A 16,728-nucleotide genomic window follows, 5' to 3' on the forward strand; every position below is an offset into this window, starting at 1 on the left:
CACCTCCTATTATTAAATCTAATGATTGAAATCTTTATAATTTTTTTGCTTTTATAATTAATTCATTTAATTTATTTACACATTCAATTATTGTCATATTTAATAAATCAATATTTTTTATTTCTTCTATAAGTTCATTGTTTTCAACAGTTTGCAAAAATCCTAATTGCTCAGCAATAGAATCTTCTTCCTTTTTTAGTTTATCTATAGCAACTTCTTTACAAGGAATTTCTTCTACTACTTCTTTTTCTTCCTTATATCCTTTATCATTTATTTCTAAAATTACATCTTTATCTTTTTCTTTATTATCACATTCTAATTTGCATAGAATTTCCCTTGCTCTATCTATAACAATTTCCGGTATACCAGCAAGCTTTGCAACCTCTATACCATAAGACTCATCTGCCCCACCTTCTATAATTTTTCTTAAAAAGATTATAGAGTTATCAATTTCTTTTACTGCTATAGAGTAATTTCTAACACCCTCTACCATTCCTTCTAATTTTGTTAATTCATGATAATGTGTAGCAAATAAAGTTTTGCATTTCATATTTGAGTTTTTACAAATATATTCTATAACAGACCACGCAATACTTAATCCATCATAAGTACTAGTACCTCTTCCTACTTCATCTAATAATATTAAGCTTTTATTTGTAGCATTTCTAAGAATATTAGAAACTTCCCACATTTCTACCATAAAAGTACTTTTCCCACCAGCTAAATCATCGGAGGCCCCTATTCTTGTAAAAATTTTATCACAAATAGATATATCTGCAAATTTAGCTGGAACAAAACTCCCTATTTGAGCCATCAATGTTATTAGTGCAACTTGTCTCATATATGTGGATTTACCCGCCATATTAGGCCCTGTTATTAATAGTAATTGATTATTTTTAGTATCTAACTTAGTATCATTAGCTACAAACTCATTTACATCTAACATTTTCTCAACCACAGGATGTCTTCCATCTTCAATTTTTAATATTCCTTTAGTATTAATATTAGGTTTTATATATCCATTTTCTCTTGCAACTCTAGCTAAAGAACATAGACAATCTAATTCTGATATAAGTTTAGATGATATTTTCATTCTATCCACATGATTTTCAACCATATCACGTATATCTACAAATATTTCATACTCCAATGACATAAGCTTATCTTCAGCACCTAATATTTTTTCTTCCATTTCTTTTAATTCTGGAGTTATAAAACGTTCTGCGTTAGATAATGTCTGTTTTCTTATATATCTACCTTCTGGTACCAATGCTAAGTTTGCTTTGGTTATTTCTATATAATAACCAAAAACTTTATTATATCCTACTTTTAGAGACCTTATGCCAGTTTCTTCTTTTTCTGTACTTTCTAAGTTAGCAATCCATTGTTTCCCGCAACGTTTTGAATTTCTAAAATCATCTATCCTCTCATCAAATCCATCTTTTATTATGTTTCCTTCTTTTACAGAAATAGCTGGATTATCAGTTATTGACTTGTCTAATATTTCATAAATGTCTTTTAAATCATCTAATTCATTTAATACCTTTAAAAGCAAATTACTTTTAAAATTTGTTAAAACTTGTTTTATTGTAGGTATTTTCTCAATAGAATTCTTTAATGAAATAAGTTCTTTTGCATTTATACTCTTTGAGCTAATTTTACCTACCAGTCTTTCTATATCATATACTTCTTTTAATGCATCTTTTAAATCTTCTTCTTTAGATATATTTTTTACAAGTTCTTCAATTGCATCCTGTCTCAAAACTATTTTTTCTTTATCCACAAGAGGTTGATCTACCCAATTTCTTAGTCTACGGCCCCCCATTGCAGTGCTTGTTTTATCTAAAACCCATAATAAAGATCCTTTTTTATTTTTATCTCTTAAACTTTCTGTTATTTCTAAGTTTCTTCTTGAACTTCCATCTATAACTAAATAGTCATTTATGTTATAGCTTTCAATTATATCTATATGTGACATTTTTACCTTTTGAGTTTCTATAATGTAATTTAAAAGACCATTTATTGCAGTTAATAACACTTTGTTCATTTGTATATCATTAAAATTTCTAAACTGTTCTGTTACTTTAATGTCTTCTGTATTAAAATACTTATCATCTAAATATGATATTGAAACTTCAAATCTATCATTTATATCAAAAACTAAATCTTTAGTAATACTTGTAGATAAAACTATTTCTTTAGGATTAAATTTTGCAATTTCATCTAAAATTATTGTTTTATCATATTTAAAATCACTACAATAAAATTCTCCTGTTGAAACATCACAAAATGATACAGCACAATTATCTTGTAAAATAGAAATTCCCATTAAAAAATTATTTTTTCGATCTTCTAAAAAACCACCTTCAGTATAAGTACCAGGAGTTAATATTTTCACTACATCTCTTTTTACTATGCCTTTTGCAACTGCTGGATCTTCTACCTGTTCACATATGGCAACTTTATATCCTTTAGCTACCAATCTACCAATATATGTTTCTGCAGAATGGAACGGTACACCACACATTGGAGCTCTTTCTTCAAGCCCACAGTCTCTTCCAGTAAGAGTTAATTCCAATTCTTTAGATACAAGTTTTGCATCTTCAAAAAACATTTCATAAAAATCTCCTAATCTAAAAAAGACTATTGCATCTTTACATTTATCCTTCACACTAAAGTATTGCTTCATCATCGGCGTTAATGCCATAACTTGATCCTCCTTATTAACTTTTATCCAAACTTATAAAGTATAAAAAAAGCGACAATGTCGCTCTTTTTTATACTTCTTCCCCAACTAACGAGAATGATTGTGCCTTTATTATTTTAACATTAACAAGTTTTCCTATATTTTCTTTATTTCCAGCAAAATTCACAAGTTTACCTGTTCTTGTTCTTCCTGATAACTTACTTTCATCGTTTTTGCTAAGTCCTTCAACTAAAACCTCAACAACCTGTTGATCATAAGCTTTATTCTTTTTAGCAGATATTTCATTTACAGCTTCTACAAGTCTATTAAACCTTGCTTTTTTAGCTTCTTCTGGTACTTGATCTAACATTAAATCTGCTGGTGTTCCTTTTCTTTTAGAATATAAGAATGTGAATGCTGAATCATATTCAACTTCCTTAACTAAGCTTAATGTTTCTTCAAAATCTTCCTCTGTTTCACCTGGGAAACCAACTATTATATCAGTAGTTAACGCTACATTTGGTATTCTTTCTTTTATTTTTCTTATAAGTTCCATATATTGTTCTCTGTCATAATGTCTATTCATTTTCTTTAAAATTCTAGATGACCCTGATTGAACCGGTAAGTGTATGCATTCGCATAGTTTATCACATTCTGCTATTGCTTCTATAACTTCATCACTTAAATCTTTTGGATGAGATGTCATAAATTTCACTCTTTCTAAACCTTCTATTTCATTAATTCTTCTTAATAATTTAGCAAAGTTTATTTCTGGTTCTAATCCTTTACCATATGAGTTTACATTTTGACCTAATAAAGTTATTTCTTTATATCCCTCTTTAACCATAGCCCTTATTTCATTTTCTATTTGCTCTGGTTGTCTGCTTCTTTCTCTTCCTCTAACATGAGGTACTATACAATATGTACAGAAATTGTTACATCCATACATTATAGTAACAAAACCTTTTATACTACTTGCTCTATCTATAGGTTGACCTTCTATTATATCATCTTCTTTATTCCAAACTTCAACTATTGGTCTTTCTCCACCTAATGCTCTACTTAAATATTCATTAAATTTATAAGCATTGTGTGTACCTATTATAATATCAACATATGGAAACTTCTTTATTATACTTTCCGCCATTCCTTCTTGTTGCATCATACAACCTGTTATAGCTATTACAGTTTCAGGTTTTTCTTTTTTAAGCTTTTTAAGAGCCCCTAAGTTACCTTCTACCTTTTGTTCTGCATTTTCTCTAACACAACAAGTATTATATACTATAACATCTGCTTCCTCTTTTTTATCGGTTCTTTCATGTCCTAATGGCTTTAATCCACCAGATAGTTTTTCAGAGTCCTCTTCATTCATTTGACAACCCCAAGTTTCTATAAAATATTTTAATTTTTTATTCATTCCTTCATTCTCCTTTGTAAAATTATAACCATTTTTATATTATCATAAACTTTTCCTTTTAAAATAAAAATGTGTTAATTTAAGTATCTAATTATTATCTAATTATATATAATTTAGTGACATAATTAAAGTTTTTTATCATCTATTACCAGTTATTTTTATATGTCTTAAAATTAATTATTTTTAGAAAAATCTATTTTAAATTTTTTATGCTTTTTATTATGTTATTTTAATGAGTTTGTTAAATTTTTAACCATTAAAAGATGTTGTAAATGATTTTTTATAAATATTTTCTTAAAATATAAAAATATAAAGTTATAATTTTTCCATTTTTTAAATTAATCATTTATAAAAACAAGTAATTTAAAAAGGTTTTCCTTTGAATTGGTGTAAACTTTTTTTCTTACATTTTAAAATATAATTTTATATTCCTTAATATATTTTTAATAATAATTTTAATTTTTATAGAATACCTTCAAAAACTTTTCCTTAATTTATAAATTAAGCATAATTATGTTTTATTAATATATACATAATTATAAAAGAATAACTCCTTGAAAAAAATAATATTTGATATATAATTAAACTATAATAGAATATTTAGAATTTTTATAAAGTTTTTTATATTTTTTAAATTCAGGCTTTTTATTTATTGGGGGGTGCATTATGAATTTAAATTTTTCTGACAGAATGTCTAATATTAAGGCTTCTGAAATAAGAGAACTTTTAAAATTAACAGAACAACCTGAAATAATTTCATTTGCAGGTGGTCTTCCTGCTCCAGAATTATTTCCAAAAGAAAAAATTGGAGAAATAGCTAAAGAAGTATTATTTAATGAAGGGGCTTTTGCTCTTCAATATACTACAACAGAAGGTTTTGCTCCACTTAGAAAAATAATTGTTGAAGAAAGAATGGCTCCATCTGGAGTTAAATGTGACATATCTAATATTATGCTAACAAATGGTTCTCAACAAGGCTTAGAGTTTTCAGCAAAACTTTTTGTAAATAAAGGTGATGTAATAATTTGTGAAAGCCCTAGTTACTTAGGTGCCATAAACGCTTTCAAAGCCTATGAACCTAAATTTATTGAAATATCAATGGATAAAGATGGTATGATCATAGAAGAACTTGAAAAAGCTATAAAAGAAAATGACAATGTAAAAATGATTTATACTATCCCTGATTTTCAAAACCCAAGTGGTATAACAATGTCTTTAGAACGAAGAAAACGTTTAGCTGCTTTGGCTGCAAAATATGAAATACCTGTTATAGAGGATAGTCCTTATGGTGAATTGAGGTATGATAATGAAAAATTGCCTGCCGTAAAAGCATTTGATGAAAGTGGCTTTGTAATTAATCTTGGTACATTTTCAAAAACATTCTGCCCTGGTTTAAGGCTTGGATGGATAGTTGCAGATACTAAAATTCTTCAAAAATATATATTAATTAAGCAAGGTGCAGATTTACAATGTAATACTTTGAGCCAAGTTATAGCTGCAAGATATATGGAAAAGTATAGTCTTGATGAACATATTGCTTCACTTATAAAAGTTTATAAAAAACGTAGAGACTTAATGATTGACAGTATGAAAACTTACTTTCCAAAAGAAGTTAAATTCACAATACCTGAAGGTGGCCTATTTACTTGGGTTGAACTTAAAGAAGGTTTAGATGCAAAAGCTATAATGGAGGATGCTTTAAAAGAAAAAGTAGCCTATGTTCCTGGTGGATCTTTCTTCCCTAATGGTGGCAAGAAAAATTTCTTTAGACTTAACTATTCTAATATGAATGAAGAAAAAATAGTTGAAGGAATAAAACGTCTTGGAAGCGTTTTAGATAAATACTATTGTAATTGCAACTCATTAGAGGAAACAGCGGCAGTTAAGGAAGACTAATAATAACTCCTCCTTTTGGGAATAATATGAACAAAAGGAGGAATTTTTGTGAAAAATGTAAAAAATTCAAACAACAACAGTTCTACACTAACAAATATGTGCTATAATGGTATCGTTGACAGAAGTTATTTTAGTGGTAAGTTTAGAAATACATCTGTTTTTGATGTAAAAACTTACGCTAACTCTTTTACTGATATTGTTGATAATAATTTAACTGATCAAAATAATCTTTTTTAAAATTGGAGGATTAAATTAATGAGATTTTCAAATCGTATTCAAAAAATGAATTATTCATCAATCCGTAAATTAGTACCTTATGCTACAGAAGCTAAAAAAAGAGGTATCCATGTTTACCACCTTAATATTGGTCAACCTGATATCGAAACTCCTAGTACTTTCATTGAAGCTGTTAAAGAATTTAATGAACCTGTCTTAAAATATGCACAATCTCAAGGATTGGATAATACAATAAATAGTTTCAGAAAATATTATAAAGAATGGGACATAGACTTTGATTATGATGAACTATTAATAACTGCTGGAGGCTCTGAAGCTATATCTTTAGCTTTTATGGCTATAGCTGATGTTGGTGATGAAATAATAATTCCTGAACCATTTTATGCTAACTACAATGGTTTTGCTCAAGTGACAGGAGTTAATGTTGTACCATTTTTAACAACTGCTGAAAATGGATTCCACTTACCTAAAAAAGAGGATATAGTAAAAAAAATTAATAGTAAAACTAAAGCAATTATGATTTCAAATCCTGGAAATCCAACTGGAGTTGTATATACTAAAGAAGAAATCAGAATGCTTGCTGATATAGCAAAAGAAAACGATATCTATCTTATCTCTGATGAAGTGTATAGAGAATTTGTTTATGGTGATGATAAATATACATCTGCACTTTATATGGAAGATGCTTTAGATAGAGTTATATTAATAGATAGTATTTCCAAACGTTACAGTGCTTGCGGGGCTAGAATTGGTTTAGTTGCTTCTAAAAATAAAGATCTTATAAAACAAATTTTAAAAATTTGTCAAGCAAGACTTTGTGTTCCAACTATAGAACAATTAGCTGCTGCTAATTTAATCAATACTCCTAAAGAGTATTTTGATAAGGTTAAAAAGGAATATGAAAAAAGAAGAAATGTAATGTATGAAAAACTTTGTAAGATTCCTAATATAGTATGTGAAAAACCAAATGGAGCTTTTTATATTATGGCTAAATTACCAATAGATGATGGTGAAAAATTCACAAAATTCATGCTTTGCGACTTTAATCATAATGGTAAAACAGTTATGGTTGCTCCAGCTGAAGGTTTTTACTCAACTGCTGGACTAGGTAAAAACGAAGTAAGACTTTCTTATTGTTTAAACTGTGATGATATTTCAAATGCAATGGACATCCTTGCATTAGGTATTGAAGAATACAATAAGCTTAATAAATAATTATATAAAAAGAGATAATTTGTTTTTAATCAAATTATCTCTTTTTCTTTATTAGTCTTTGTAAAACCTAACATTTTATACCTTGATACAACTTCAAATTCATGTTTTTTATATAATGTTAAAGCTGCAATATTTTTTTCATTACATTTTAAAAAAACATCTTTGTATCCCATATCTATAGCTATATTTATAAGCTTTCTCAATATAAACCTACTATATCCTTTTCCCCTAAATTCTGGTATCACTCCTAAATTAACAATATACAAGTTTTCATACTCTTTTATAAGTTGCCCATATCCAATAGCTTCATCTTTATACATTAAAAAATAAGAGGCATTTTCTATATAATATTCTTGGTTTTCTTCAAAAACTATATCACAAACTTCAATGTCAGCTCTACCTTTTGCTTTAAAAATTTTATTTTGTATGTTTTTTCTTAATTCCTCATCTTTTCCCTTTTCAAATAATTTCAATTGAAGATTCTCTTCTAATGAAATGTTATATTCTTGTAAAATTTCCTTTTTCATTTCATATAATAATTCAAATTTTTTAAAACCTAGTTTTTCTAACATAATCAATTCCTCTTGTTCAAAGGTTCCTTCTATTTCAAAATAAGCACCTACTGGAAACTTATTAAAAAAACCAGTATATAACTTAATATCACAATTATTTTCAAGAATTATTCTATTTATCTTATAACTTTTAAATTCATATCTGGTAACCCACATATATCCTACATATTTTTCATTTTCTTTTAAAAGTAAAATATTTTTATAACGAAAAAGCTTCATAATAAAAGGAAGTTTCTCATATTCATCTAAGAATTTATGATGTAATTTAGTAAATTCATAGTCTTTACTTGCTAATCGTCTAAAATCTTTTAAATTTATTAAATTTAAAAATTCATACCTATACATAATTATTTATGATGCCTCTTTCAAAAATTAATAATACCCTCTAAAACTATATTATTAATTAAACTATAATTATATGCAAATAAAATACATGGCCAAAGCCATGCATTTTATATTACATTTCGTCTACTGCTTTAATGCTTAAAGAAATTCTTTTCTTTTCTTCATCTGCTTCTAAAATTACAGCTTTAACTTCTTCACCAATTTTTAAAACTGAACTTGGTCTATCTACTTTAGATTGACTTATTTGTGAAATATGAACTAAACCATCTACACCTGGCTCTAATTCAACGAAAGCACCAAAATCTGCAAATCTAACAACTTTTCCAAGTACAACATTTCCTACTGGATATTTTTCATTTACTCTTGACCAAGGATTTTCTTGTAATTTTTTTAAGCTTAATGCAAGTTTTTTATTTTCTTTATCCACATCTAAAACATATACTTTTATAGTTTCTCCTATTTTAACAACATCCTTAGGATTTGAAACTTTATTCCAAGACATTTCTGATATATGAAGTAATCCATCTACTCCACCAACTTCAACAAATGCACCAAATGTTGATAATCTTCTTACTGTTCCTTCAATCACTGTATCTTTCTCTAAATTATTCCAAGTTTCTACTTCTTGCATATCTTTTTCTTGTTGAAGTAAAGCTCTTCTTGATGCTACCATTTTTTTAATGATTCTTCCGCGTTTTTCAAATTCTATTAATTTGACTGTAACTTCATCACCTTTAAATGATGCTAAATCATTAACTCTTGAAAGTGAAAGATGTGATGCTGGTATAAATACTTTTATTCCTTTATATGTAGCTATAACTCCACCTTTTACAACTTCTACAATCTTAACATTTATTTGTTCGTTATTATTGTATATTTCCTCTAATTCTTTTTGAACGCCTTCTCTTTCAATTTCAGTTTTTGAAACAACTATATATCCATCATTGTTCTTAACTCTTATTATTTTAGCTTCTATTTCATCGCCTACAGTTAATATTTCATTTAATTTAGCGTCTTCATCTCTAGTAACTTCACTTTTGGGAAGATATCCTTCATTTTTAGCTCCACGTATTGTTAAGTAAGCTTCATTTTCATTAACCTTGAAAATTTCTCCTTTAACTATTCCACCTACTCTTATTTCCATATCTGTATTCATATACTTTTCATACTCTAACATTTCATTTTCATTAACTTCATTTTTCATTTTTAACATAGCCTCCTTGATTATCCAGTCTGGTGTTGATGCCCCAGCTGTGATGCCAATCCTATTTATATTGTTATAAAAATCCTGTGGTATTTCACTGGCATTTTCTACATGTATTGTGTTTTCACAATTTTTCTTACATATCTCATAAAGTTTAGTTGTATTAGAGCTATTATATCCACCAATTACAACCATAGCCTCTACTTTTTTAGATATATCTTCTGCTGATTTTTGTCTTACTTCTGTAGCATTACAAATAGTATTTAATGCTATTATTTCCTTAGAACTTGATACAACCTTTTCTAAAACCTTTTTCCAATTAGATTGTTTTTCTGTAGTTTGTGATACTACACATATTTTCCTTGGAAGATTTTCTAATAAATCATCACCTTTAGATATTATTGCAGTATTATCACACCATCCATTGATACCTATAACCTCTGGATGATTTTTATCACCTACAATTAATATTCCATATCCTAACTCAAAATATTTCCTTACTTCCATCTGTATTTTAGTAACATATGGACATGTAGCATCCACTACTGTTAATCCTTTTGACTTAAGATTTTCCAGCACACTTTTTGACACTCCATGTGATCTTATTATTATTATATCTTCTTCATTTAAAGTATCTACTTGGTCAATATCTATATGATATATATTGTTTTCTTTTAATAAATTTACTACATCATTATTATGTATTAATGGTCCAAGCGTATATATGTTTTTTTCGTACTCTTTTTTTTATTTAGGGCCGTATCAACAGCTCTTTTTACACCAAAACAAAATCCCGCTTTATCCGCTAAAAATATTTCTTTCATAGCCCACCACCTTAATGTAGGTTTCCTACTTATACTATTTTTTCCTTTGTAATTTCATTATTTGCATTAATTTGATATATTAATATCATACTACTATTTTAACACATTGTATATAAATACACTAATACTATTTAGTTTTTTTATTTTTTACATGATTACAAATTAACTCCACAACTTCGTCTATTCCTAAATATGAAGAATCTATTTCTATTGCATCATCTGCTTTAGTTAAAGGATTAAGTTCCCTTGTAGAATCTATAAAATCTCTTTTTTTAATATCTTCTAAAACGTCTTCGAATTTTACTTCTATTTTCTTTTCTGTTAATTCTTTACATCTTCTCATTGCTCTAGTTTCTGCACTAGCTGTTAAATAAAATTTATGTTGTGAATCTTTTAGTACTACTGTCCCTATATCTCTACCATCCATTATAACATTATAATTTTCAGCTATATCCTGTTGCATTTTTACAAGTTTCTCTCTAACCATAGGAATAGCCGCATAATTAGATACATTTTTGCTTATAATTGGCATAGTCAATTGATTAGTTATATCTTTTTTATTTAAAATAAGATTATCACCATCAAAATACATTTCTGCATTATTTAATAATTCCATAAGCTTACCTATATCTTTATATGAAATGTTATTCTCTAATGCCATATATGTTACTGCTCTATACATAGATCCAGTATTTATATACATAAGCCCTAAATTTTTTCCCACTATTTTAGCAATTGTACTCTTTCCTGCTCCCGCTGGACCATCTATAGCAATAGCCATCCTCATATTTCATTCTTCCCTTCTAACTATCCTTAATATCTAGCCTCAATATTTCAGCATTTTTTAAATAAACAAAATGTACTTCTCTTTCCTCTTCATCACTAATAACAGTAACTCTTATGCACATATTTAAGCTACCTTCAACTTCCATCTCATTAAAATGCATAATGCTAACTTTATTTAATTTAAATTTTTTTCTAATGAATGCTCCTGGGTAAGCCTTTGTTATATCTTTAGTGCACGAAAATATTAATGCTTTTATTTTGCATAAATCTAAATTATTTTTTCTATTATTTTTTCATTAATTCTATAGAATTTTTTTCTATGTCTTCTATTGTATTTTCTTCTATTGTTATAGCCCCTCTAATCGATAACATAATTTATTCGCTCACTTTCATTCCTGCAAGGTAGCCTGTAGAAAAAGCTATTTGAACATTATAACCACCAGTATAAGCATCTACATCTATTATTTCACCAGCAAAACTTAAATTTTCTATTATTTTTGATTTCATTGTAGATGGATCTATTTCCTTTGTGTCAATTCCTCCAGCAGTTACTATAGCTTCTGATACAGGTCTTAACCCTTTATAAGTTAAATTGAAATCATGTATTAAATCTACAAATTTTTTTCTTTCCTCTTTTGTTATAGCATTTACCTTTTTATTTTCATCAATTCCACTTAATTGAACCATAATAGGTATAAGTTTTTTAGGGAATAAACCATCTAAGGAATTTTTAAAGTCTCTATTTAAATTTTCCTTAAAATCTTTCTGAACTCTCTTATCCAATTCTTCTACTGTTAATGCCGGCTTAAAGTTTATAGATATTTTATACTTTTCATTTTCTTTTATATTACTACTAGCACTTAATACTAGTGGTCCCGAAACACCAAAATGAGTAAATAACATTTCTCCTAATTCTTTAAATACTACTTTGTTTTTATTATTCTTAATGATTAATTCTACATTTTTAAGTGATAATCCTTGAAGATCTTTTATAAAATCATCACTTAATTCAATAGGTACTAACGAAGGTTTTAATGTTATAATATTATGACCTATTTTTCTTATTTCTTCTAATATAGTACCATCTGAACCGGTCTGCGGATAAGAAGCTCCTCCTCCACAAATTATGAAATGATCTCCATATATTTTTTTCCCATTAGATAATATTAACTCTGTTATTTTATTATTATCTAAAACAAACTTTTCTACATTAGAATTAAGCATAATTTCAACATTAGAGTTTCTCAATTCATTTTCTAATGTTTTTATTATATCAGAAGATTTATCTGAAACTGGAAACACTCTGTCTCCTCTTTCTATTTTAAGTTTTGTTCCTTTACTCTCAAAAAAATTCATAGTGTCTTCATTAGTAAAAGAGTATAAGGAACTATATAAAAAGTAAGGGTTAGTTGGTATATGATTTATAAATTCACCAACATCTTTTGCATTTGTAACATTACAACGACCCTTTCCTGTTATAAAAAGTTTTTTGCCAATCTTTTCGTTTTTTTCAATTAGTAAGACCTTATTGCATTTTGCCGCAGAAATAGCAGCCATCATACCTGCTGGGCCTCCTCCAACAATAACAACCTTTGACATTGCGCCACCACCTATTAACTTGATGTTATTTATTTTAATTTTTCTATTTTATAGCTTATATAAGTTTCAATACATTATTTTATCATATTAAATTTAAAAATTATTTAGAGCAAAACTTTTTATAATTCATAAATATAGTAACCTTCAACATTGCTCCACTTTTAAGTTCTATATTTAATATACTCATTTAATTATAATTTAAAACCTATAGCTTTTAAATTATACTCTAAATAAATAGCATGTATCAATAGTAACAGGTAATTTTTTAATCTTTAAGAAAAAAATTAAAATAAAAAAACAAAAAAGGGTGTCTAACCCTTTTTGTACAAAATTATTATAAGACACCCTTTAAATATATTCTATATTAGTATATTCCTTGTGCATACATAGCTTCTGCAACTTTTAAGAAACCAGCTATATTTGCTCCTGCAACTAAGTTATAGCCAAATCCATATTCCTTAGCAGCATTTTCTGCATTATTATGAATATTTTTCATTATTTGATGAAGTTTAGCATCAACTTCTTCAGCTGTCCAAGAATATCTCATACTGTTTTGAGCCATTTCTAAAGCAGAAACTGAAACTCCACCAGCATTAGCTGCCTTAGCTGGTCCAACAGTTAAACCTTGATCTAAGAAATATTGTAATGCATCATTAGTACATGGCATATTAGCTGCTTCACAAACAAATTTAGTACCATTTTCAACTATTTGTTTTGCATGTTCTATGCGAATATCATTTTGAGTTGCACATGGTATTATTATATCAGCTTTAACTCCCCATGGTTTTTCTCCTGCATGGAATTCACATCCAAATTTATCAGCATAATCTTGAGCTTTATCTCTTCCTGAAGCTCTCATTTCTAGTAAATAATTAACTTTTTCATCAGTTATAACTCCTTCTGGATCATAAACATATCCATCTGGTCCAGATATTGTTACAACTTTACCTCCAAGTTCTGCAACTTTTTTACAAACGCCCCAAGCAACTTGTCCAAATCCAGATATAGCAACTGTTTTTCCTTTTATATCTGTACCTTGATGATGTAACATTTCTTGACAGAAATAAGTTACTCCAAATCCTGTTGCTTCTGGTCTTACTAAACTACCACCAAATGATAATCCTTTACCTGTGAAAACACCGTTTTCAAAAGCACCTCTTAGTCTTCTATAATGTCCGTATAAATAACCAATTTCTCTTGCGCCTACACCCATATCTCCTGCTGGAACGTCTACATCAGGTCCTATATGTCTATATAACTCAGACATAAAGCTTTCACAGAATCTTCTTATTTCAGCATCTGATTTACCTCTTGGATCAAAATCAGATCCACCTTTACCTCCGCCTATTGGAAGTCCTGTTAGGGAATTTTTTAATATTTGTTCAAATCCTAAGAATTTTATTATTCCTAAGTAAACTGATGGATGAAATCTTAATCCACCTTTATAAGGTCCTATAACTCCGTTGAATTGTACTCTAAATCCTCTGTTCACATGAACATTACCATTGTCATCTGTCCAAGGTACTTTAAACATTATTTGTCTTTCTGGTTCGCAGAATCTTTCTAGTAAGTTTGATTCAACATATTCTGGATGTTTTTCTATAACTGGTGCTAATGTATGAAAAACTTCTTCAACTGCTTGTATAAATTCTGGCTCCCCATTGTTTCTCTTTCTAACATTTTCTAATACTTGATCAATGTAAGCTTTAGTATTCACGGCTATTCCCCCCAATAAATTTGTTGTAATTTTTATTAATTTTTTAAATATTTAAAAAATTTTAAATTTTAAATATTTTCTTTCTTTAATTGTATACCTTTCCATATAGTAATTGCAAGGTATATTTTTATATTTTTGAGTAAATGATTTTTTGCTTTCATTAATTTGAAAATTTTATATTTATAAAAGATTCATTTTTTTCTAATTATTATATTAATTCATATTTTCTATTAAATCAATACATTTACAGCTGTTTTATATTATCTATGTACTTTTTATAACATTATTCAAAAATTTTGTAAAGCTTAATCTTCGTCAAAATTTTACCATAGTTTTTTGTTAAAACACTAATACTTCTTATTATAAACTTATTTTTCAAAATTACTAGTAATTTCATTTTTGCAATATTTTTAAAAATATTATAATTTTATTATATATTTTTAAAAATTAATACTTTTTACAAAGTTATACTAAAAAAAGATTTATTTATTACAATTTTAATAAAATAATATTTTATTTTCAAAAATAAGTAATTTAATATTTACTATTTATAATTATTAAAAATTATTTAATATTTTTATATAATAAAGTATTATTAAAATTTTCCATGAAATTTTGTATACGTTTTTATAAAGATTTTCTTTTATGAAACTTATTATTTAACGAAGAGTTTCTTTTATTTTTATAAATTAAAACTAATATTATAATACTATTTAATTAAACTTTGTTAAATTTATGTTTATTTTATGTAATTTTATGTAATTTTGTGGATTTAAATTCAATTTAATATAATTTTATTTTATAATAAAAAAAGATTATAAGCTCACTTATTGGAGCTTATAATCTTTTTATCTATCTTCTTTTTTATAAGAATAAACCTGATAATTTTGCCACATATTTTCTAAATCGGCAAATGTTTGAGAAATTTTATCCTTTTCTCTTAATCCTACTGCAATTATCAATGCATTTATTACACTTAACGGTGCTACTAATGAATCAACAAATGATGCCATATTACTTTCTGCAACAAGAGTATAATCAGCCTTTGTAGCTAGTGGTGATAATAAACTATCTGTAATAGCTATAACTTTGGCGTTTCTTGATTTTGCAAAATTCAATGCTTCAATAGTTCTCATAGCATATCTTGGGAATCCAATTCCTATTATGCAATCATCCTCAGATAAATTTAGCATTTGTTCAAATATATCACTCATACCATAAGATACTATTTTTACATTATCTAATATTAAATTTAAATAGAAACCTAAAAAATCAGCTAAAGCTGTAGAACTTCTTAATCCTATTATGTAAATATTCTTCGCTTCAAATATAGTATTTACTGCTTCATCAAAAGCGGAATGGTTTATTTTTTCTAAAGTAACTCTTATGTTTTCAATATCTGATTTTAGAACACCTTTTAGTGCGTTATTATGACTTATAAAGTCATTTGAAAGTTCTATTCTTTGAACTGTTGTAAGTTTGTTTTTTATAAGCTCTTGAAGAGCCTTTTGAAGTTCTGGATAACCTTCATATCCTAATTGATTTGCGAATCTAACAACTGTTGATTCACTTACACCTACACTATTTCCAAGTTTAGCAGCTGTCATAAATGCTGCCTTGTCGTAATGCTTTAATATATATTCTGCAATTAGTTTTTGTCCTTTGCTAAGTCTTGGAAACTTAATTTGTATTAATCTCATAAGATCTTGATTATTATTTTCCAAGTTACAACCCCCGTTCGTTCGCTAACGCTTTTTATTTTAATACTTGAGAAGTACTACATTTTTAGCCAAATATTTTCTCCAAATCAAATTTTAACACTTTATGAACCATATATCAATCAAATATTTCATTTTTTAGTATTTTGAATTTTAAAATTCATATCCACTTTATTACAATAGTTTTATTCATAAATATTTATATTTTAAAATTAATTATTTCATTTTCAAAAACATTCTTTCTAGTTTTATAATTGTATATGTTTTTAAGCTATAACTAAAAGAAGTTTTGTAATTTACATATAAGTTAATTTTCCTCTTACTTATTTATAGTATCTACCAATATTAATTATTTTATTTCCAGATTTATATTTTTAAAAAAGATATGCTAATAAAAATGCATTTAGCATATCTTTTTTTTGCATTCTAAATATTATATATAGGGAAACAAGCTCCAATTTAAATTTATACATCAAATTTTTGTTATCAGTTAAGAAAAAATATAAATAAAA

11 protein-coding genes and 1 pseudogene are annotated in these 16,728 nt (G+C 27.0%); 3 read left to right on the plus strand and 9 right to left on the minus strand.

What is annotated here, in order from left to right; all coding sequences use genetic code 11:
- Positions 1-34: 34 nt before the first annotated feature.
- Entirely contained in the window at positions 35-2,707 is a 2,673-nt protein-coding gene (gene mutS / locus CSGHG_RS01525) for a DNA mismatch repair protein MutS (RefSeq protein ID WP_010292059.1), read from the minus strand.
- A 70-nt stretch (positions 2,708-2,777) separates the two neighbouring features.
- On the minus strand, positions 2,778-4,103 hold the full coding sequence (gene miaB, locus CSGHG_RS01530) for a tRNA (N6-isopentenyl adenosine(37)-C2)-methylthiotransferase MiaB (RefSeq protein ID WP_010292061.1): 1,326 nt from the start codon (positions 4,101-4,103) through the stop codon (positions 2,778-2,780).
- A gap of 666 nt (positions 4,104-4,769) precedes the next feature.
- Between miaB and CSGHG_RS19535 the strand changes: the two genes are divergently transcribed.
- Genes CSGHG_RS19535 through CSGHG_RS01545 form a run of 3 tightly spaced genes read left to right on the plus strand, consistent with a single transcriptional unit; the run spans position 4,770 to position 7,451 of the window.
- Entirely contained in the window at positions 4,770-5,999 is a 1,230-nt protein-coding gene (locus CSGHG_RS19535; RefSeq protein WP_010292062.1) for an aminotransferase-like domain-containing protein, read from the plus strand.
- A gap of 48 nt (positions 6,000-6,047) precedes the next feature.
- Positions 6,048-6,236, plus strand: coding sequence for a hypothetical protein (locus CSGHG_RS01540; RefSeq protein WP_010292063.1), 189 nt, complete (start codon positions 6,048-6,050; stop codon positions 6,234-6,236).
- Between the two features lie 18 nt (positions 6,237-6,254).
- Positions 6,255-7,451, plus strand: a complete 1,197-nt coding sequence (locus CSGHG_RS01545) for a pyridoxal phosphate-dependent aminotransferase (protein WP_010292064.1) — start codon at positions 6,255-6,257, stop codon at positions 7,449-7,451.
- A gap of 29 nt (positions 7,452-7,480) precedes the next feature.
- Here CSGHG_RS01545 and CSGHG_RS01550 read toward each other — a convergent pair whose 3' ends face one another.
- From CSGHG_RS01550 to CSGHG_RS01590, 7 genes and pseudogenes are all read right to left on the minus strand, one after another.
- Entirely contained in the window at positions 7,481-8,368 is an 888-nt protein-coding gene (locus CSGHG_RS01550) for a GNAT family N-acetyltransferase (protein WP_010292066.1), read from the minus strand.
- 112 nt (positions 8,369-8,480) lie between these two features.
- Positions 8,481-10,396, minus strand: a pseudogene (locus CSGHG_RS01555) (bifunctional 4-hydroxy-3-methylbut-2-enyl diphosphate reductase/30S ribosomal protein S1).
- A gap of 127 nt (positions 10,397-10,523) precedes the next feature.
- Positions 10,524-11,183 carry a (d)CMP kinase gene (gene cmk / locus CSGHG_RS01565; protein ID WP_010292074.1) on the minus strand — a complete coding sequence of 220 codons (660 nt, stop codon included), beginning with the start codon at positions 11,181-11,183 and terminating at the stop codon, positions 10,524-10,526.
- A gap of 16 nt (positions 11,184-11,199) precedes the next feature.
- Positions 11,200-11,439: a chorismate mutase gene (locus CSGHG_RS24520; protein ID WP_328284727.1), complete on the minus strand. Its 240-nt coding sequence runs from the start codon at positions 11,437-11,439 to the stop codon at positions 11,200-11,202.
- Between the two features lie 118 nt (positions 11,440-11,557).
- Positions 11,558-12,781: a BaiN/RdsA family NAD(P)/FAD-dependent oxidoreductase gene (locus CSGHG_RS01580; protein ID WP_010292078.1), complete on the minus strand. Its 1,224-nt coding sequence runs from the start codon at positions 12,779-12,781 to the stop codon at positions 11,558-11,560.
- Between the two features lie 364 nt (positions 12,782-13,145).
- Positions 13,146-14,498, minus strand: coding sequence for an NADP-specific glutamate dehydrogenase (gdhA, locus tag CSGHG_RS01585; RefSeq protein ID WP_010292082.1), 1,353 nt, complete (start codon positions 14,496-14,498; stop codon positions 13,146-13,148).
- A gap of 848 nt (positions 14,499-15,346) precedes the next feature.
- Positions 15,347-16,222 carry a MurR/RpiR family transcriptional regulator gene (locus CSGHG_RS01590; protein ID WP_010292085.1) on the minus strand — a complete coding sequence of 292 codons (876 nt, stop codon included), beginning with the start codon at positions 16,220-16,222 and terminating at the stop codon, positions 15,347-15,349.
- Positions 16,223-16,728: the final 506 nt, after the last annotated feature.

The organism is Clostridium senegalense JC122, from assembly GCF_000285575.1.
GTDB lineage: Bacteria > Bacillota > Clostridia > Clostridiales > Clostridiaceae > Clostridium_J > Clostridium_J senegalense.

Coding starts and splice junctions, on each gene's coding strand:
- CSGHG_RS01580 (WP_010292078.1), bottom strand. CDS start 12,781: ATGTCAAAGGTTGTTATTGTTGGAGGAGGCCCAGCAGGTATGATGGCT.
- mutS (WP_010292059.1), bottom strand. CDS start 2,707: ATGGCATTAACGCCGATGATGAAGCAATACTTTAGTGTGAAGGATAAA.
- cmk (WP_010292074.1), bottom strand. CDS start 11,183: ATGAGGATGGCTATTGCTATAGATGGTCCAGCGGGAGCAGGAAAGAGT.
- CSGHG_RS01550 (WP_010292066.1), bottom strand. CDS start 8,368: ATGTATAGGTATGAATTTTTAAATTTAATAAATTTAAAAGATTTTAGA.
- miaB (WP_010292061.1), bottom strand. CDS start 4,103: ATGAATAAAAAATTAAAATATTTTATAGAAACTTGGGGTTGTCAAATG.
- CSGHG_RS01545 (WP_010292064.1), top strand. CDS start 6,255: ATGAGATTTTCAAATCGTATTCAAAAAATGAATTATTCATCAATCCGT.
- CSGHG_RS19535 (WP_010292062.1), top strand. CDS start 4,770: ATGAATTTAAATTTTTCTGACAGAATGTCTAATATTAAGGCTTCTGAA.